The sequence below is a fragment of the Paenibacillus sp. Z6-24 genome (assembly GCF_054161335.1).
In genome coordinates, this window is sequence record NZ_CP096398.1 from 1,943,260 (window position 1) to 1,962,212 (window position 18,953).

Genomic DNA, 18,953 nt, shown 5'->3' on the forward strand with positions numbered 1-18,953 from the left:
TTGATTATTGGTTCCAGTCATAGTAAGGTGTAGGCATAACCCAATAGCGAAAGGATGAATGAAGCGATGAGCAATCTGCAAATCACGCCTTACCGCCTCACCCTGCAAGAGTGGAAGTTCAAGGCAGCTGATGAGAATGAATGGCTGTCCGCTCAGGTACCGGGTACTGTACATACCGATCTGCTGGCGCACGATCTGATTCCCGATCCATTTTATGGTACAAATGAAAAAGAGGTACAATGGGTCGACAAAAAGGATTGGGAATACATAACGACTATTCAGCTGGATCAATCCGCTCTGAAGCATTCCCATGTGGAACTGCTGTTCCACGGACTCGATACGTATGCGGATGTATATTTGAACGATCAGCTGGTGCTGTCTGCAGATAATATGTTCCGTACCTGGAGAGCCGATGTGAAAGGATATGTGAAAGAAGGAGAGAACACGGTACGCATCTATTTCCGTTCTCCGATTCAGGAAGATCTGCCCAAACTGGAAGCGCTTGGTTACGCGCTGCCGGCGAGCAATGATCAGTCGGACGTAGGCGAGCTGGGCGAGCAGCGTGTCAGCATCTTTGCCCGCAAAGCGCCTTATCATTATGGCTGGGACTGGGGTCCGCGCTTTGTAACGAGTGGAATCTGGCGTGAAGCCGAGCTGGTCGCCTGGTCAGACGTACGAATTGAAGACGTATACATTCGTCAAAATCAGGTAACGGCGGAATCCGCTGATCTCACGGCTGTCATCCAGGTATACTCCGAGCTGGAGCGCAAAGGCTATCTGCATATCCATACAGAAGATCAGAACTGGGAACAGCAGGTGACGCTGCAGGAAGGTACCGATATCATTGAGATTCCTTTGACGCTGGAAAACCCCAAGTTATGGTGGTCAAGAGGTCTTGGTGAAGCAAACTTGTATACGTTTACAATATCTGTGACCGATACAGCCGACCAGCAAAATCAGCTGGCCGAGCAGAGCATCCGCACCGGTATCCGTTCGGTACGTCTGGTACGGGAAAAGCATGGTGATTACCCGGGCACTTCATTCTACTTTGAGCTGAACGGGGTGCCGGTCTTTGCCAAAGGAGCCAACCATATCCCGAATGACAGCTTCCTGCCAAGCGTCACTTATGAGCGATACCGTCATGAGATCGTATCAGCTGCCGAAGCCAATATGAATATGCTGCGCGTATGGGGCGGCGGTATTTACGAGAATGACGAATTCTATGAACTATGTGATGAATACGGCATTATGGTATGGCAGGACTTTATGTTTGCCTGCAGTATGTATCCGGGCGATGAAGAATTCCTGGACAGTGTACAGGCTGAAGCCGAAGACAATGTACGCCGTCTGCGCAATCATCCGTCGGTGGTCCTCTGGTGCGGTAATAATGAAATGGATTCCGCATGGGCGCATTATATCGAAGATGGTGGCTGGGGCTGGAAAAAGAATTATACGGTAGAGCAGCGCGAACAGATCTGGAGCGACTACAAAGCCATTTTCCATGAACTGCTGCCGGACGTGGTAGCCAGCGAATCTCCGGGTATCGACTACTGGGCATCTTCCCCGATGGTCGACATGACCGATACGGTGGAGCAGCATACTCAGGGACTGACGGATAGCGGAGATATTCACTACTGGGGCGTATGGCATGCCAGCGAGCCGTTTGAACGGTATAACGAATATGTTGGCCGCTTTATGAGCGAATATGGTTTCCAATCTTTCCCGGAATACCGTTCTGTTCGCACCTATGCCGAAGAGTCGGATATGGAACTGGAATCCGAAGTGATGCTGCGTCACCAGAAGAATGGTGCCGGTAACCGTCTGATCAAGGAATACATGGACAAATATTTGCCGGAACCCAAAGACTTTCCGTCCTTCCTGTACATGAGTCAGGTGCTGCAGGCCGAGGCGATGCAGATGGCGATTGAAGCTCACCGCCGCAACAAGCCGTACTGCATGGGTACGCTGTACTGGCAGATGAATGACTGCTGGCCGGTCGCTTCCTGGGCAGGCATGGATTACTTTGGCCGCTGGAAAGCGATGCACTATTACGCCAAGCGCAGCTTCCGTGATATTGCCGTATCGGTAGACGGTTCAAGCAAAGAGCAGTTTGATATCTATGCCATCTCCGATGTGCTGGCTCCGGCCGCACTGATGATCCGGGTCAAAGTACTCGGCACGGATGGTGAACTATACAAGGAGATTCCGCAGTCGTTCAGCCTGGCAGGCAATGAATGTCTGAAGCTGATGTCCCTGTCCAAAGATCATCTGCTGGATGGCGTCGATCCGAATCAGGCGGTGCTGCTCGTTGAGCTGGAGCATGATGGAGAACTGATTGATTCCCAGCTGAGCTACTTTGTCTCGTACAAGCATATTCCGATGAGTCCACCGAATATTATAGTCACGGAAAAAGAAGAAAACGGTGTAACTGTAATCGAACTGACCACAGACAAGCTGGCCCGCCAGGTATGGCTGTCTGCGGATAATGCAGGGGAGTTCAGTGATAACTTCTTTGACCTGCTGCCGGGACAGACGTATCGTGTTCATTTCTGCCAGCTGACTGATGTGGTACAAAGCGGATCACGTAAACCGCAGTATGGTCTGTCATCCGCAGCCATGGTGCCGTCCCGTGCAGAGGGACTGAAAGTAACATCGATGGCCGACTATATCAAATAAACATCTATAATGGTCGCCTACCTACAAAAATCCTCAACCGCTGCTATACGGGCAGGTTGAGGATTTTTTTGCAATACCGATCTCTATTGTCTTCCTTTATTATATATTGTTCAGCCGACTGCCGGATGAGCGGTATGCTTTCTGCACAGGAATAGCCGCTGTACCTTCTCATGAGTGCCCGATTTCTCCGAATTACAATGAAGAAGGGGGTTAACTTTATCCTTTATCTTGTGATTTTGTTCGCATATGAGTATCATTAACATGAGGTGAAATGACTATTATGGAACGATTGCAGAAAATATTAGCTCAAGCGGGTGTAGCTTCACGCCGTAAAAGTGAAGAACTGATTCTGGCGGGAAAAGTAACCGTCAATGGTGAGGTAGTCACTGAGTTGGGAACCAAGGCTGATCCGACTGTCGATGAGATTACAGTAAACGGAAGATCCATCGCAGCTGAGAAGAAAGTATATTATATGTTTAATAAGCCCAAGGGAGTCATCACGAGTGTAACCGATCCGGAAGGACGGAAAACCGTGCAGGACTATCTCAAAGGCGTTAATGAACGAGTATTCCCGGTTGGACGTCTGGACTATGACTCCGAAGGGTTATTGATTCTGACGAATGATGGCGAACTGGCCAATAGACTGACTCATCCCAAGCACCACGTACCCAAAACGTATCTCGTTACGGTAGAAGGCGTGCCGCACGGCGATTCTCTGGACAAGTTCCGCAGAGGTATCCAGCTGGAGGATGGCATGACCCAGCCGGCAGAGGCTGAGTATTACGATATCGATACCGACAAAAAGCAGGCTACCATCCGTGTAACGATCTACGAAGGCAAGAACCGTCAGATCCGCCGTATGTTTGATGCGTTGTCCCACAAAGTGATTCGTCTGAAACGGATCGCTTTTGGCGAACTGCTGATTGGCAATCTCAAGCGCGGCCTGCATCGCCCGCTGAGTAAACAGGAACTGGACGCTCTGCAAAGAGGCTCCAAATAAAGCAAGCAGTACCGGATCATCGGCTTCAGGCAGGCACGACCATTATGGTTCGCCTGCCTGAAGCTGTACGCCGGAGGTCATTTGCAGGCAGCACAGCCTGCCGGTGACCATCAAAACTACAGAAATCATTAATTCTGATATTCCGTCGCACAGCTGGGGGGCTTTAGGAAATGAGTGAACAATTGAACCGTATTCTCGTAGTCGATGATGAAGAACGCATTCGCCGTCTGCTGCGCATGTATCTGGAAAAAGAAGGTTATGAAATCGAAGAAGCCGAAGATGGTGAAACCGCGCTGCGCAAAGCTCTTGCTGACGACTATGGTCTGATTATGCTGGATCTGATGCTGCCGGGAATTGACGGAATTGAAGTCTGCAACCGTCTGCGTCAATCCAAGTCCACACCGGTATTGATGCTGACAGCCAAAGGCGAAGAGGTAAACCGCGTACAGGGCTTTGAAGTGGGCGCTGACGACTATGTGGTAAAGCCATTCAGTCCGCGTGAAGTCATCTACCGGGTCAAGGCGATCATGCGCCGTTCATCGGCGACCGCCTATCTATCCCAGGAAAACAATTCAAGCAACAACATCGTATTCCCGAACCTGATTATTGAGCATGACGCGCACCGGGTGATGGCAAGCGGTCATGAGATCAGTCTGACACCAAAGGAATATGAACTGCTGCATTTCCTTGCTTCGTCACCGGACAAAGTATTCTCTCGGGAAGAATTGCTCAAGGATGTATGGAACTATGAATTTTTCGGTGATCTGCGTACCGTTGATACCCATGTTAAGCGTTTGCGTGAAAAACTGAATAAGGTCTCTCCTGATTCCGCCGCAATGATCACGACCGTCTGGGGGGTAGGCTACAAGTTAGAGGTGCCTAAATAAGTGGACTTCTGGAGAACGCTTGTCGGTAAATTATGGCTGACGATCAGTGGACTGGTCGCCTGTGTCCTGCTGACGCTGGGGTTGTTTTTACTGCCTTATATTGATACCAATTTTACCAATTCAGACGCGATCAAAAGGCTGTTTACGTATGTATCGATTATTGGATTTGCGCTGACCACCTTTTTTGCGCTGTTCCTGTTGACCAAGATTACACAGCCAATGCAGCAGCTGATTCAAGCAACAGACGGTATCCGCAAAGGAAAGTATAATACCCGTCTGGCGCTGCGTACCGGTGACGAGATTGGTCAGCTGGCCAGCGCCTTTAACCATATGGCCGAGGAACTGGAAAAGAATATACAGAACCTGCAGCTGGAAAAGGAACAGATGGCGAGCGTACTGCGCAGCATGGGTGACGGTGTAATTACCTTTGACAAGCAGGGCAATATGATCCTTCATAACCCGCTCGGCGAAATGATCATGGACAGCTGGCACAAAGCCGGCTGGGAAGGACAGCAGGATGGCAGTGGTGCGGCCGCTTCCAAAGTGCCGGAACCGCTCTATCCGATGTTCGAGCGGGTCATCCGGGAACGTCAGGATCAGAGCTCCAATATCCATGTCAAGCAGCAGGTATGGGCCGTCAATATGACGCCGCTGTACTCGGGCGAGGATGTGCGCGGTACCGTATCCGTGCTGCGCGATGTGACCGAAGAGGTCAAGGCAGAGAAAATGCGCCGCGACTTTGTCGCCAATGTATCGCACGAGATTCGAACGCCGCTGCAGATGATTCAGGGTTACAGTGAAGCGCTGCTCGATGGCATGGCTTCCTCACCGGAAGAAAGCAATGAACTGGTGCAGGTGATTTACGATGAATCCCTGCGCATGAGCAGGCTGGTACAGGATCTGCTGGATCTGTCGCGAATGGAGGCAGGGCACACGGACATGAATTTCGGGCAGATGAATCTGAATGAACTGATGGACCGGGTGTATCGCAAGTTCTCCGTACGTGCCAAGGAACGTGAGCTGGAGCTGGATTTTGTCCGTGATGAAACGCCGCTGATGCTGGAAGCGGATGCCGACCGTCTGGAGCAGGTATTTACCAATCTGCTGGACAATGCATTCCGTCACACACAGGCTGGTGGCACCATTACTGTTACCGCTGCGGTGGAAGACAGCAATGTTCGTGTGTCCTTCCAGGATACCGGAGCAGGCATTCCGCTGGAAGATCTGCCTTTTATCTTTGAACGTTTTTACAAGGCGGACAAGGCAAGAGTTCGCGGAGAATCCGGTGGTACCGGTCTTGGACTGGCAATTGTACGCAATATTATCGAAGCACATCAGGCGACTATTACTGCGGACAGTCAGGTAGGCAAGGGAACCGTATTTACCCTGCGGCTGCCTGTGCATCATGAAGACCGGGATTGAATATACTAAAAGAGCTCCTGCACCGGATTATCGGCAGGAGCTCTTTTAGTATATTCATTTGTAAGAGTAGCTTTGTCGGCAGAGCCTCTGATCTATTAAGTCAGCACAACTTCCTGTGCGGTGTTCAGGTTCGGCAAGCTGGTCAGCTCGAGGAGTACCTGCTTAGGCACATCTTTATCCACAGTCAGGATCATGATCGCTTCGCCGCCTTCAATTTTCCGTCCAACCTGCATGGAGGCGATATTGACATCTTTTTGACCCAGCAGGGAGCCCACATTACCGATGATGCCCGGTTTGTCCGTATGCGATACGAGAATCTGGTGACCGGCAGGCAGTACATCCACCGAATAATCATTGATGCGGACAATACGCTCCCCATAACCGCTCAGCAGGGTACCGGAGATGCGCTGTTCGCTGCCATCCTGGCCTTTCAGGCTCACAGTGATCAGATTGGTAAAGCCTTTGGTCGATGGAGCGCTGGTGACGATCACATTCAGATCGCGCACTTTGGCCAGATGCAGCGAGTTGACGATATTCGCTTCCGAACCGAGATGACGGGAGAGAATGCCTTTCAGAATATAGCGGGTCAGCGGCTGGGTATCCACTTCGGACAAATCGCCCGCATAGTCGATACGGATCTCCTGGATCGCCTGTACGGAGATTTGAGCGGCAAAGCTGCCCAGCTTCTCGCCCAGTCCAAAGTACGGCTGCAGCTTGTTCATGACGCTTGCAGCGACAGGAGGCATGTTGACTGCATTCTTGAACGGCTCGTCACGCAGAATATGCAGTACCTGCTCGGATACATCGATCGCTACGTTTTCCTGGGCTTCCACCGTGGAAGCGCCGAGGTGAGGCGTTACGATAATGCTTGGATGACTCAGGAAAGGGTGATCTGCCTGCGGTGGCTCGCTCTCGAATACGTCAAAGGCTGCTCCGGCCACAATGCCTTCATCAATCGCCGCCACCAGTGCCAGCTCATCGATGACGCCGCCGCGGGCACAGTTGATGATACGCATTCCTTTTTTCATGATCTGGAATTGCGGTGTCGAGATCATATGCTTGGTCTCCGGCGTAAGTGGTGTATGCACTGTCATAAAGTCGGCATGCTGCAGAATATCATCCACACTGGCCAGCTTGACACCCATCTTGTCGGCACGCTCCTGAGTCAGGAATGGATCGTAGCCGAGAATATCCATGCCAAATGCTTTGGCACGCTTGGCGACTTCACTGCCGATGCGGCCCATACCGAGTACGCCGAGTGTTTTGTTACGCAGTTCGACCCCGAGGAAAGATTTGCGGTCCCAGGTACCGTTAATGGTTTTGGCATAGGCCTGTGGAATATGGCGTGCCAAAGCCATCATCATGGCAAAAGTATGCTCACAGGTAGTAATCGTATTGCCGTCCGGCGCGTTGATGACGATAATGCCGCGCTGGGTAGCGGCTTCCAGATCGATATTGTCGACGCCGACACCTGCACGTCCTACGACTTTCAGGTTGGTTGCAGCTTCCATGATTTTGGCTGTGACCGTCGTCTGGCTGCGTACGAGCAGTGCATCATATTCGCCGATAATAGCAGTCAATTCGTCTTCGCTGAGTCCTGTCTTTTTTTCTACTGTGATGTCCGAAGCATCCATCAGTTGTTGAATCCCCAGATCGCTAATTGGATCAGATACCAGTACCTTAAACATTATTTCTTTCCTCCTCCAAAATGGTCATTCTTTGTTTTTTTGTCATTCTCCTTGTTGGCTGTACAGGTTGTGCTTTATATAAACATCTGCCTCTGTCACGGACGCTGACAGACAGCTGCAAATGTTAATATCCCGATGATCCTGACTCCATTTAATTACCGAACAAACGCACTAACGCACAAAAGCGAAAATTATACAAAAAAAGCACTCATCCGCACACTACGATTGTAGTCAAGGGACGAGAGCTGTCGTGGTACCACCCTAATTCGCTGTTCTCTCACAAGAAGCAGCCTTATGGTCAAATCAATTGACCGGATTCATAACGGAATCACCCGACTGTACCTACTCCAATTTCAATACAGTGACTCAGGAACGCTCAAAATATACAATCGGTTTACCGGTTTGCACCAACCACCGGCTCTCTGAAAACCAGAGTGCAATTTTTTTCCTTCACAGACGTTAAAGTAATTTAATTTTTCATAATGTACCATGGGTTACATACCATGTCAATAACGTATTTAGGAATCAAACACGAATATTAAATGTGAAAAGTGGACGAATATACGTATTATGCTCTGTTGAATCCTATTGTATCCCATAAACGTAATCAAATACAGCATAATTATATTCTGCTGCTCAACACAGGTTCAGCGGTCTATATAGCGTACCGATCACGCCGGATAGGCGGGAATAGCGAACGAACCGGCAAGAGGATTATTTGCTTTGGGGGATATCATGTTATAATGAATTTTATCAATGGAAAGTGGGCATTCGGCTCAATGCTTAACCAAGAGGATTGTGATTATGAAAAAAGGCAAGTTTCGATCGTTTAAATTAAAAAGGGTACAGCCCGAACAGCTGACTGACAAGCTTTTGCTTGCCAATCTGTATCTGACCCAGGGACTCACACTGCTTGTCGGTCTGATCTGGATATGGCTGCAGGGACGCAATCCATTTCTGCTGTTTCAGCTGCCGACCAATCTACAATTTGTATGGTGGGGACTCGGACTCGCTGGAGCGATGTTGCTGGCCGATCTGTTTATTTCAAGAATAATTCCGGAGAGCAGCATGGATGATGGCGGGATTAACGAAATGATTTTTAAAAACCGGCCGATCTGGCATATCGTGATCATTACCATGATCGTCGGCATCTGTGAGGAAGTTCTGTTTCGCGGAGCCATTCAGCATGCCTTTGGACCGTACTGGACCAGCATTATTTTTGCAGCCATTCACTTTCGGTATCTGCGTCACTGGATTCCGACTGGCTGGGTGTTTGTCAGCAGCTACGCTCTTGGGTATATTTATATTGAATCCGGTACATTATGGGCACCCATTTTATGTCATTTTATGATTGACCTGATATCCGGTCTGATTATTTCGTTGCGGAGGGAAAAATGAGCGAACGTCTAAGCAGGTTGGAACGTTACAGCACAGCTAGAGATACAAGCAGAATAGAGCGTTTTGGCAGTAATCGAGATGAAGGATTGCTGATCGGCGGGCGGATCAAGCTGCCTGGCGGCCGTAGCAAGCGATCATCCCAAACAGTACGGCAGGCAGCATACAACCCGATGAACCCGGCTTTGGAGGCAGATCGGCAGGAACAGGGCGAAGGAGAAGAAGGAGAGGCAGAGAAGGAATATGCGCCTCGCAGTACAATCTATCCGGCCCGCAAAATCAAACTGGCCAAGTTCTTTTACGGCTATCTGATCTTCATGTTTGTCGTACTGACAGGTATGCTGCTCTGGTGGGGCTTCAAGCTTTCCGGCTTTATGCTGAGCTGGGACAAATTCAAAAGTATGCTTCTGCAGTAACTGGCGCCACCCTTGAACAGCCAACAGCTGCTTGATTGATAACATTAAAAACCAAAAACGCAGAGCTCGCATGATTCCGCAGCTCTGCGTTTTTATATGCCTATATGTTGTTTGCTTAACGCATTTCCGGTTCAATCGTATCCGGATCGACAAAAGTATATCCTTTGGCTTCCAGCTTGGTCAGCAGCTGATCCAGCGCTTCCACTGTCCATGGCAGTTCATGCATCAGAATGTTGCTGCCAGAATGCAGCTGATCCATCACATTGGTAATTACCGCTTGTGGATCATCCTGGTTAACCCAGTCCAGCGAGCCTACAGACCAGTTCATGTACATCAGGTTGTTTTTGGCAGCGACTTCATGCACGGCATCATTGCCTGCTCCGTTTGGCGGACGCAGGAAGCGTGGTGTAACATTGATCGTTTCCTCAATAATTTTCTGGGTGTCTTCAATTTGCTGCTTTACTTTGGCGGCCGATTCATTTTTGAGTACGATATGATCATAGGTGTGGTTGCCGATCACGCCTCCGCGGTCATGAATCAATTTGAGCAGCTCTGGATGCTGCTTGACACGGCTGCCATTCACATAGAAAATGGCACGGGCATGATGCTTGTCGAGCGTATCCATCATGCTGTTAATCATTTTTGCTTCTTTTGGACCATCGTCAAAAGTCAGCAGAACGACTTTTTTCGGTGTTTTGTCCGATTCTTTGTTCGGCACAATATCATAGTTTTTGTTCATATGATATGTATAGCTTGCAGGTGCTTCGGCTTTGGCATCTTCAGCCGGCTTATTACTGCTGTCCTGCGTTTTGGCTTCCATTGAATCAGTGGAAGCCGTACCTTCAGCTCCATTCTGTGGCGTCGTGCCGGATTCGGAGCTTTGTTCTGTAATAGCAGTCGGTGTGGCGGGGGGCTGATTGGCACCCGTATTTTCGGCGGTGGTCTGGTTGCTGCATGCAGATAACATTAGCACGGAAAGGAGCAGCCAGCCCGCAGTTTTCTTACCCATTCATTTCACGCTCTTTTCTGTCTGTAGTTTCTGTAGCCAAGCCGCTGATGTCCATGAAAATAATTTTGAGAAGCTATCCTGCTCACTTACTTGGACAACAGTACGCCTATGTAAATTAAATCCCTAATCGGCATGAAAAATCAACACTTGTATAAACTTTCTATGCGATTTGGGCATACAAATGCCTAATAACCCAAAAAGTAGAGTGCTGAATCAACCGTAAAACGATAAAACGCTTACAATCATAATTATGTGCAAAGCGTTTTATTACGTGCATTTAAGGATAATAAATGGTAACATATATAATATAGCCTTGCTATATTTAAACCATATGAATAGGGAATGGATGACACGCATTATGCGTGATCACAACCTATGTTTTCAAGGGGGATCCTATCATGAAAATAGAAAGATTGAGCTCAGACAAAATACGGATTTTCCTTACCTTTGATGATCTCACTGAGCGCGGGATTCAAAAAGAAGATATGTGGCAGGAGATTCCAAAAGTGCATGACCTGTTCACTGAAATGATGGACCAGGCTTATACGGAGCTTGGGTTTGATGCTACCGGTCCACTGGCGGTTGAAGTATTCGCGCTTCCTGCACAGGGTATGGTAGTGATAGTAACTCGCGGTAAATATGATCAGCATCTGGGTACCATGAACGAAGATGATCTGGCTGATGAGATATACGAGATGGAAGTTACTCTGGAAGAGACCGATTTTATCGCCTATGCCTTCAAGGACTTCGAGACATTGATCGAAGCGGCGCATACGCTTTCCCAGAACGTAACGGAGGCTGGAAGACTGTATCATTACAAAGATCAGTGGGTGTTTACCCTTGATCCGGCTGAGGTGGATATGTCCAAGCATGCAGCCCTTATTGCTGTGCTGGCTGAATTTGGTGATGCCACTTCGGTTACCGAAGCCATGCTGGAAGAGTATGGCAAGGTGGTCATGCCGGAAAATGCGGTACAGATTATCTGTGACCATTTCAAGCGTAATGACTGAATGAAATCAAGGCATCCAGGTATTTCCTTCACTAATAAATAGTCCAAACCGGCCGGAAGGAGTTCCTATTTTGTATGTTGCACATAACGGCACATCACCGGTGGTCTGGCTATAAATCGATGAGGGGGAATCTGGGTGTCTTTATTTTCAATTCTGATGGCTGCAATAGCTCCGGGTATTGCACTGCTTGTATATGTCTATCTCAAGGATAAATACGACACCGAACCGCTTCATCTGGTAATCAAGTTTTTCCTGCTCGGAATAGCTATCGTATTTCCGATCATGATTATTCAGCGGGCAATGGTACTCGGTTTGGGAGAAAGTCCGTATGTTTTCTCTTTTCTAATCTCTGCCGGTGTAGAGGAAGCAGCCAAATGGTTTATCATTTATCACATGCTGTATAACCATACGGAATTTGATGAGCCTTATGATGGAATCGTCTATGCTGTTGCACTTTCACTCGGATTTGCCACACTGGAAAATGTGCTCTATGCGCTCTATAATTCGATGTCGGTCATGTCGCTGCTTGCACGCGGTCTGCTGCCGGTATCCGGACATGCATTGTTCGGTGTCATTATGGGTTACTATGTAGGCAAAGCCAAATTCACCGCCACTTCACGCAAACGCCGTTTGTTTCTGGCTTGTGCGCTGGTATTGCCATTATTTTGGCATGGTGTATATGACTTTATCCTGCAGACGGTTACCCAGCACTGGATGTGGTACATTATACCGCTAATGTTGTTCCTCTGGTACGGAGGCATGATCAAGATTGCACGTGCGAATAACCGCTCACCTTTTCGGTTTGTTAAAAGGGAAGAAGAAATAAATACGTAAATAGACACATCAATAAAACCTGCAGTTGGACAACAGTTCCGAACTACAGGTTTTATTTTTGTAAAATATAGTCGGCGGCGCTGCAAACGGAGTGCATTGACATATAGTTTCAGTACTATCAATAGAGAAAGATACCATTGGAGAGTGGTTCTGCAGGATACAACGCGCTTAGGCAGTCCGCTTTGATTGTCAGACCTTTGGGACAGACGAGTGAAGGTAGAGACAAGCGCTGCAATACCATCCCGATACCGATTGGCAAAAATGGATCTGTTCCTTTTTAAGCGGAAATTGGATTTTTGTACTTTCTGGTGTACTGTACGCTTTTGCATGTTCTAGGGGTCTGTGTTATAATTTGCTTGACGCAGGCAATGCCTGCTTTTTTATTGAGTTGGAGTATGATGGTTGAGGGGGAGTTCCCGGTTGGAACGCCAAATGTTAGAACATAACGGGAAAATCAACATTGCGATTGATGGACCTGCCGGCGCAGGGAAAAGTACAATTGCACGTATGGTCGCGAAGCGGCTTGGCTATGTATATGTCGATACGGGAGCAATGTACCGCGCCGTCACATGGCATATGCTTCAATTAAATATTGAACCTGAAAATGCCGAAAAGGTGCTTCAAGAAGCACAGAATCTGGTGATTGAATTAATACCTGATGAACAGGGACAGAAGGTCCTGGCTAATGGAGCGGATGTAACTGCAGATATTCGTAGTCTGACCGTGAACCGGATTGTGTCACGATATGCGCAAATCGAGGGGCTGAGAGTAAAGCTATCGTCTTTACAGCGGCAAATGGCTTTGCGTAAAGGCGTTGTGATGGATGGACGCGATATCGGTACTCATGTGCTTCCAGATGCAGAGTTGAAGATCTTTATGACAGCAACTGTGCAGGAACGTGCCAGACGCAGGTATGCAGAAATGGATGCTTCGGAGGGTATTACACTGGAGCAGCTTGAACGCGAGATTGCAGAACGGGATCAGCTGGATGAGCAACGTGAATTTTCTCCGCTGGTATGTGCAGATGATGCAGTGGTACTGGATACAACGTCGATGTCTATCGATCAAGTATCCGATCACATACTGATGCTGGCCCATACTACAATGGCAGGGAGAGTCCAATGATGTTCTATCGATTCATTCGCGCTCTTATACGCTTTTTTTATCGCATTCTGTTCCGCATTAAGGCTGAAGGATTAGAGCATATCCCGCAGGAAGGTGGCGTACTGCTCTGTTCCAACCACATCAGTAATCTGGATCCTCCCATGGTAGGCATCCTGATTAAACGCCAGGTTCGCTTTATGGCCAAGGAAGAGCTGTTCCATGCTCCTGTATTGGGACCGATTATTGCAAGACTTGGTGCCTTTCCGGTCAAACGGGGCGGCATCAGCAAGGAATCGATCCGTACTGCGCTCACCATTTTACGTGAAGGCGGTATAATGGGTATTTTCCCTGAAGGTACGCGCAATTCTCAGGCGGCGGCTGCCAAGCGTGGCGCTGCAACTTTTGCATTGCGGAGTGATGCGGCAGTTATTCCGGCTGCGATTATTGGAAACTACAAGCTTTTTCGTACAACCAAGGTTGTATATGGTCCACCGGTTGACCTTTCCGCTTACAAAGGCAAAGATGCGACAGGTACGGCTGAAGAAGCAACGGAGAAAATTATGGAAGCTATCCGTAAAATTATCCACGAAAATCAATGAATGTGTTTTGAACTCAGCATTACTGCGAGTTTAAATAAATGGGGTTTGAATCGAGGAGGGTATTGACATGTCGGAAGAAAATAATAACCAAGAAACTACCGAAGTTACAAACCAGGAGGCAATGGATCAGATCGTCTCCGTGAAGAAAGGTGACACAGTCACAGGAACAATCGTCAAAATTGATGATAATCAAGCTTATGTAAGTATTGGATATAAATATGACGGTGTTATTCCAGTCCGTGAACTTTCTTCAGTACACGTAGACAGCGCTTCTGAAGCTGTAGAAGTGGGCCAGGAAGTGGAATGCAAAGTCGTAAGCATCAATGACGAGAAAGAAACTCTCGTTCTGTCCAAGCGTGCGATCGACAGTGAAAACGCATGGGAAACACTGGAACAGCGCTTTGAGTCTGGTGAAGTATTCGAAGTTACTGTGTCCGATGTTGTAAAAGGCGGACTGGTAGCTGACGTGGGCGCACGTGGATTTATCCCTGCATCCATGGTAGAGCGTCATTTCGTAGAAGACTTCAGCGATTACAAAGGTCGTACACTTCGCGTTAAAGTAAAAGAACTGGACCGCGAAAACAACAAAGTAATCCTGTCCCAAAAAGAAGTGCTGGAAGCGGAATACGAGTCCAACAAGCACAAAATCATGGAAAGCCTGCAAGAAGGCCAGGAGCTGACAGGTACTGTACAGCGTCTGACTCAATTCGGTGCATTCGTTGATGTAGGCGGTGTAGATGGTCTGGTACACGTATCCGAGATTGCTTGGACACATGTGGACAAACCGGCTGACGTGCTGTCCGAAGGCGACGAAGTGAAAGTAAAAGTTCTGCGCGTTGATCCTGAAAAAGGCAAAATCAGTCTTAGTATCAAAGCAGCTCAACCAGGTCCTTGGGAGACAGCAGCAGAGAAATTCCATACTGGCGATGTAGTAACCGGTGAAGTAAAACGCCTGGTGAACTTCGGCGCATTCGTTGAAATCGCTCCAGGAGTGGAAGGTCTGGTTCACATTTCCCAAATCTCCCACAAACACATCGGTACTCCGCAAGAAGTACTGGAAGAAGGTCAAACCGTTTCCGTTAAAGTACTGGATGTAAATCCTAGCGAAAAACGCGTTAGCCTGAGCATTAAAGAAACCGAAGAAGCTCCTGCAGACGAGCCAAAAGCTCCTAGAGAACACAGCAACAAGGGCAACCGAGCTCCGAAACAAGAAGAGCTGAACAACCCTAACGTATCTCTGAGCAATCAGGGCATGAACGTAACATTGGGCGACCTCTTCGGCGACAAACTCAGCAAATTTAAGTGATAAGGAGCAAGTGCTCTCCTTGCTCCCTAAACGGCAATGCTCTAATGCCGTTTAGATTGGATGCAGGAGCAAGTGCTCTCCTTGCTCCCTAAACGGCAATGCTCTAATGCCGTTTAGATTGGATGCAGGAGCAAGTGCTCTTCTTGCTCCCTAAACGGCAACGCTCTAGTGCCGTTTAGACGCATGACCATTATGCACATACAATAACTTTAACCCGCCCATTTCTTACAGCAAATCCGAAATGCAAATTTCATTTGCTGGCAGACAAACTGCGGTTCAAAGCCACTGTCTATGCTATTGGTTCTGAGAAAACACTAGCGCTTCCACTTTCACTTAACCAGCATAAATATTTCAGGGCTTAACCCGTACAGTCCACCAGATTATTGCGGAGGATTCAACGGCTAAGTTCACCAGATAATCGGCGAATCCGTAATGGGTTCGCCGATTATTGCTTTTCACTGACGTTAAAATTCATCATAATGTTAGCCAAGGCAATGGTTTTTTGCTATGATGATTAACGGAAAGATAGAACAGGAGGAAAAAACCTATGGCAAGACCCGTAGTAGCAATCGTTGGACGCCCGAATGTGGGTAAATCAACGGTATTTAACCGGATGATCGGTGACCGGTTGGCAATTGTAGAAGACCGCCCGGGGGTAACCCGTGACCGGATATATGGAACTTCAGAATGGAATGGCAAGCCTTTCAGTGTAATTGATACCGGTGGTATTGAACTGGATGGCGAAGATATGATGCTCAAATCGATCCGGATGCAGGCGGAGCTCGCTATCGCTGAAGCGGATGTAATCGTATTTATGTGTGACGTCAAAAGCGGCTTAACCCAGTCCGACGAGGAAGTGGCACAGATTCTGTATCGCTCCCGCAAACCTGTTATCGTAGCTGTCAACAAAGTCGATAACATGAACCGAATGGATGATATTTATGAATTTTATAATGTAGGCTTCGGCGATCCAATCGGAGTCTCCGGCAGTCATGGCAGCGGTATGGGGGATCTGATGGATGCCATCGTAGCCAATCTGCCTGAGCTGGAAGACGATGAGTACGGTGAGGATGTAATTCGTGTTGCACTGATCGGACGTCCTAACGTTGGTAAATCTTCACTCGTTAACGCCATTCTGGGCGAAGAGCGGGTTATCGTCAGCAGTGTAGCGGGTACAACGCGCGATGCGATAGATACTCCGTTTGAACGGGATGGACAGCGTTATGTACTGATTGATACGGCCGGGATGCGCAAACGCGGTAAAGTCTATGAAAACACCGAGAAATACAGCGTGATGCGTGCGATGAAAGCGATTGAGCGTGCAGACGTCGTTCTAATGGTAATCAACGGCGAAGAGGGCATTATCGACCAGGATAAACACGTTGCCGGTTATGCACATGATGCGGGTAAAGCCGCCATTATCGTTGTAAACAAATGGGACGTTGTCGAGAAAGATGATAAAACGATGCAGCATTTCGAGAACAATATCCGTGATCACTTCCTATTTATGCAGTATGCTCCGGTTGTATTCCTGTCTGCACTGACCAAACAGCGTATTCACAAGCTTCTGCCTGTCGTACAGCAGGTAGCCGAGCAGCATTCCCTGCGTATTCCGACGCATCTACTCAATGATGTCATTTCAGATGCGATTGCGATCAATCCGCCTCCAACCGATAAAGGGAAACGTCTGCGTATTAACTATGTAACCCAGGTAGCGGTAAAACCACCTACCATTATCGTATTTGTCAATGAGCCGGAAATGATGCACTTTTCCTATGAACGTTATCTGGAAAATAAAATCCGGGCGGCTTTTGATTTCGTAGGAACGCCGATCCGTATCTTTACACGTCGCAAATCATCGGACGATTAAGGAGAGAAGCTTGTGATTGTATCGGTTTTAGCCATCATAGTGAGTTATCTTCTCGGTTCCATCAGTTTTAGTGTACTGATCGCTAAAGGCATGAAAGGAATCGATATTCGTGATCATGGCAGCGGTAATGCTGGCGCGACGAATACGCTGCGCGTGCTCGGTAAAGGTCCGGCTATTACGGTACTGTTGCTGGATGCGCTCAAAGGTATAGGAGCCGTATGGCTGGGAGTATGGTTATCTTCTTCTCCTACCTACTGGGTTCCGGCATTATGCGGGATTGCAGCGATTCTGGGCCACAACTGGCCGATTTATTTCCGCTTCCGCGGGGGCAAAGGGATCGCTACCACGATTGGTGTACTGGCTACCCTGTCTCTGCTGCCTTCCCTGGCGGCTGGTATAGTGGCTATACTGGCTATCGTGTTCACACGTTATGTATCACTGGGTTCTCTGATCTTCGTTACGCTGACGCCGGTCATATTGTTGTTCCTTGGGTATTCGGCGCCAATTATAACAGTTAGTGTCATTATCTGGGCGCTGGCAGTCTGGCGTCACCGGGCGAACCTGTCCCGGATTTTCAAGGGTACGGAAAATAAAATCGGAGCAAAAGCGGACAAGGGAGGAAGCGGAATTGTCTGATAAAGTAACGGTTCTAGTTGCGGGAAGCTGGGGTACGGCACTTGCCTGTGTTCTGGCGGATAACGGGCTGCAGGTGTCTTTGTGGACACGCAGCGAGGAGCAGGCGAGGGAAATCAACGGACAGCATACGAATCGCAAATACTTGCCGGAGGCAGTGCTGCCGGATAATATCACAGCTACATCAAGCTTGGCCGAAGCGATGAGAGACACGCAGGCAGTTATTATCGTAGCGCCTTCCAAAGCGATGCGTGAAGTGTGCAGTCAACTCAAATCTTATTATCATGAAGATATGCTCTGTGTTCATGCGACCAAAGGATTTGAGACCGAATCGCTTAAACGCATGTCTACCGTAATCAGTGAGGAGCTTGGTGCCAAAGAATCCAATATTGTGGTTCTCTCCGGACCGAGTCATGCTGAAGAAGTGGTTAAGCGGATGCCGACGACAGTGGTGGTCGCTTCCCGTAATGAGAGAGCGGCTGCAGCTGCCCAGACTCTTTTCATGAACGAAGAGTACTTCAGGGTCTATACGAATCTTGATATGATTGGTGTAGAACTGGCGGGAGCACTTAAAAACATTATCGCGCTTGGTGCAGGCATGTCTGATGGACTTGGCTATGGCGATAATGCCAAAGCGGCGCTGCTGACACGCGGGATTGCCGAGATGGTCCGGGTAGGCAGTGAAATGGGTGCAAATCCGCTGACTTTTGCAGGTCTCGCGGGTATAGGCGATCTGATGGTAACCGGTACAAGTCGTCACAGCCGGAACTGGAGAGCCGGTTATATGCTCGGTCAGGGCAAGTCACTGGATGAAGTGATGAATTCCATGAATATGGTGGTGGAAGGCGTACGGACTACACAGGTAGCGCATGACATGTCCCGCAAATACGATGTCCAGATGCCGATTGCCGAGCAGCTGTACCGTGTACTGTTTGAACAAAGCGATCCGCGCGAAGCAGTGGAGGCATTAATGGGAAGAGATCCTAAAAATGAGATGGAATCCATGAAGCTGGAAATCTGGCAGCAGTGGCATTCCTGATCTGATATGAAGTCAGACGTACAGAGAACGAGGGGAAATCCTGTCGTTCTTTTTGTACAGGTCTG

The 18,953-nt window shown here is 48.5% G+C and carries 16 protein-coding genes and 1 other annotated feature; of the genes, 14 read left to right on the top strand and 2 right to left on the bottom strand.

The features are described from left to right. Positions 1-66 precede the first annotated feature (66 nt). The 4 genes from M1D61_RS08555 to M1D61_RS08570 all read left to right on the top strand — a co-directional run bounded on the left by M1D61_RS08555 (position 67) and on the right by M1D61_RS08570 (position 5,985). Positions 67-2,676 carry a beta-mannosidase gene (locus M1D61_RS08555; RefSeq protein ID WP_458121960.1) on the top strand — a complete coding sequence of 870 codons (2,610 nt, stop codon included), beginning with the start codon at positions 67-69 and terminating at the stop codon, positions 2,674-2,676. 280 nt (positions 2,677-2,956) lie between these two features. Beyond that, complete coding sequence (locus tag M1D61_RS08560) at positions 2,957-3,676, top strand: pseudouridine synthase (RefSeq protein WP_046214994.1); 720 nt, start codon at positions 2,957-2,959, stop codon at positions 3,674-3,676. 170 nt (positions 3,677-3,846) lie between these two features. Beyond that, complete coding sequence (locus M1D61_RS08565) at positions 3,847-4,563, top strand: response regulator transcription factor (protein ID WP_458121961.1); 717 nt, start codon at positions 3,847-3,849, stop codon at positions 4,561-4,563. Next, positions 4,564-5,985 (top strand): HAMP domain-containing sensor histidine kinase, encoded by a 1,422-nt coding sequence (locus M1D61_RS08570; protein ID WP_458121962.1) that lies wholly within the window; start codon positions 4,564-4,566, stop codon positions 5,983-5,985. 95 nt (positions 5,986-6,080) lie between these two features. On the opposite strand, the gene serA is transcribed toward M1D61_RS08570, so the two are convergent. Continuing rightward, positions 6,081-7,673, bottom strand: a complete 1,593-nt coding sequence (serA, locus tag M1D61_RS08575) for a phosphoglycerate dehydrogenase (RefSeq protein ID WP_458121963.1) — start codon at positions 7,671-7,673, stop codon at positions 6,081-6,083. Positions 7,674-7,904: 231 nt separating this feature from the next. After that, positions 7,905-8,136: a binding site (T-box leader), on the bottom strand. 341 nt (positions 8,137-8,477) lie between these two features. Between serA and M1D61_RS08580 the strand changes: the two genes are divergently transcribed. Continuing rightward, entirely contained in the window at positions 8,478-9,071 is a 594-nt protein-coding gene (locus tag M1D61_RS08580; protein ID WP_458121964.1) for a CPBP family intramembrane glutamic endopeptidase, read from the top strand. After that, a complete protein-coding gene (locus tag M1D61_RS08585) occupies positions 9,068-9,484 on the top strand; it encodes a hypothetical protein (RefSeq protein WP_458121965.1) in 417 nt (138 codons plus the stop codon). Before M1D61_RS08580 ends, M1D61_RS08585 begins: the two co-directional genes overlap by 4 nt. A 115-nt stretch (positions 9,485-9,599) precedes the next feature. On the opposite strand, the gene M1D61_RS08590 is transcribed toward M1D61_RS08585, so the two are convergent. After that, positions 9,600-10,493, bottom strand: coding sequence for a polysaccharide deacetylase family protein (locus M1D61_RS08590; RefSeq protein WP_458121966.1), 894 nt, complete (start codon positions 10,491-10,493; stop codon positions 9,600-9,602). A gap of 398 nt (positions 10,494-10,891) precedes the next feature. Between M1D61_RS08590 and M1D61_RS08595 the strand changes: the two genes are divergently transcribed. The 8 genes from M1D61_RS08595 to M1D61_RS08630 all read left to right on the top strand — a co-directional run bounded on the left by M1D61_RS08595 (position 10,892) and on the right by M1D61_RS08630 (position 18,888). After that, positions 10,892-11,503 carry a genetic competence negative regulator gene (locus M1D61_RS08595; protein ID WP_458121967.1) on the top strand — a complete coding sequence of 204 codons (612 nt, stop codon included), beginning with the start codon at positions 10,892-10,894 and terminating at the stop codon, positions 11,501-11,503. Positions 11,504-11,638: 135 nt separating this feature from the next. Then, positions 11,639-12,337 carry a glutamic-type intramembrane protease PrsW gene (gene prsW / locus M1D61_RS08600; RefSeq protein ID WP_458121968.1) on the top strand — a complete coding sequence of 233 codons (699 nt, stop codon included), beginning with the start codon at positions 11,639-11,641 and terminating at the stop codon, positions 12,335-12,337. A 420-nt stretch (positions 12,338-12,757) separates the two neighbouring features. Further along, positions 12,758-13,462, top strand: coding sequence for a (d)CMP kinase (gene cmk / locus M1D61_RS08605; protein ID WP_407668027.1), 705 nt, complete (start codon positions 12,758-12,760; stop codon positions 13,460-13,462). After that, positions 13,462-14,040, top strand: coding sequence for a lysophospholipid acyltransferase family protein (locus tag M1D61_RS08610; protein ID WP_458122455.1), 579 nt, complete (start codon positions 13,462-13,464; stop codon positions 14,038-14,040). Before cmk ends, M1D61_RS08610 begins: the two co-directional genes overlap by 1 nt. A 67-nt stretch (positions 14,041-14,107) precedes the next feature. Continuing rightward, positions 14,108-15,346 (top strand): 30S ribosomal protein S1, encoded by a 1,239-nt coding sequence (gene rpsA / locus M1D61_RS08615; protein ID WP_046215003.1) that lies wholly within the window; start codon positions 14,108-14,110, stop codon positions 15,344-15,346. A 547-nt stretch (positions 15,347-15,893) separates the two neighbouring features. After that, on the top strand, positions 15,894-17,216 hold the full coding sequence (der, locus tag M1D61_RS08620; protein WP_458121969.1) for a ribosome biogenesis GTPase Der: 1,323 nt from the start codon (positions 15,894-15,896) through the stop codon (positions 17,214-17,216). A 12-nt stretch (positions 17,217-17,228) separates the two neighbouring features. Next, on the top strand, positions 17,229-17,852 hold the full coding sequence (plsY, locus tag M1D61_RS08625; protein ID WP_458121970.1) for a glycerol-3-phosphate 1-O-acyltransferase PlsY: 624 nt from the start codon (positions 17,229-17,231) through the stop codon (positions 17,850-17,852). Further along, entirely contained in the window at positions 17,845-18,888 is a 1,044-nt protein-coding gene (locus tag M1D61_RS08630; RefSeq protein WP_458121971.1) for an NAD(P)H-dependent glycerol-3-phosphate dehydrogenase, read from the top strand. Before plsY ends, M1D61_RS08630 begins: the two co-directional genes overlap by 8 nt. The last annotated feature ends 65 nt before the right edge of the window (positions 18,889-18,953 follow it).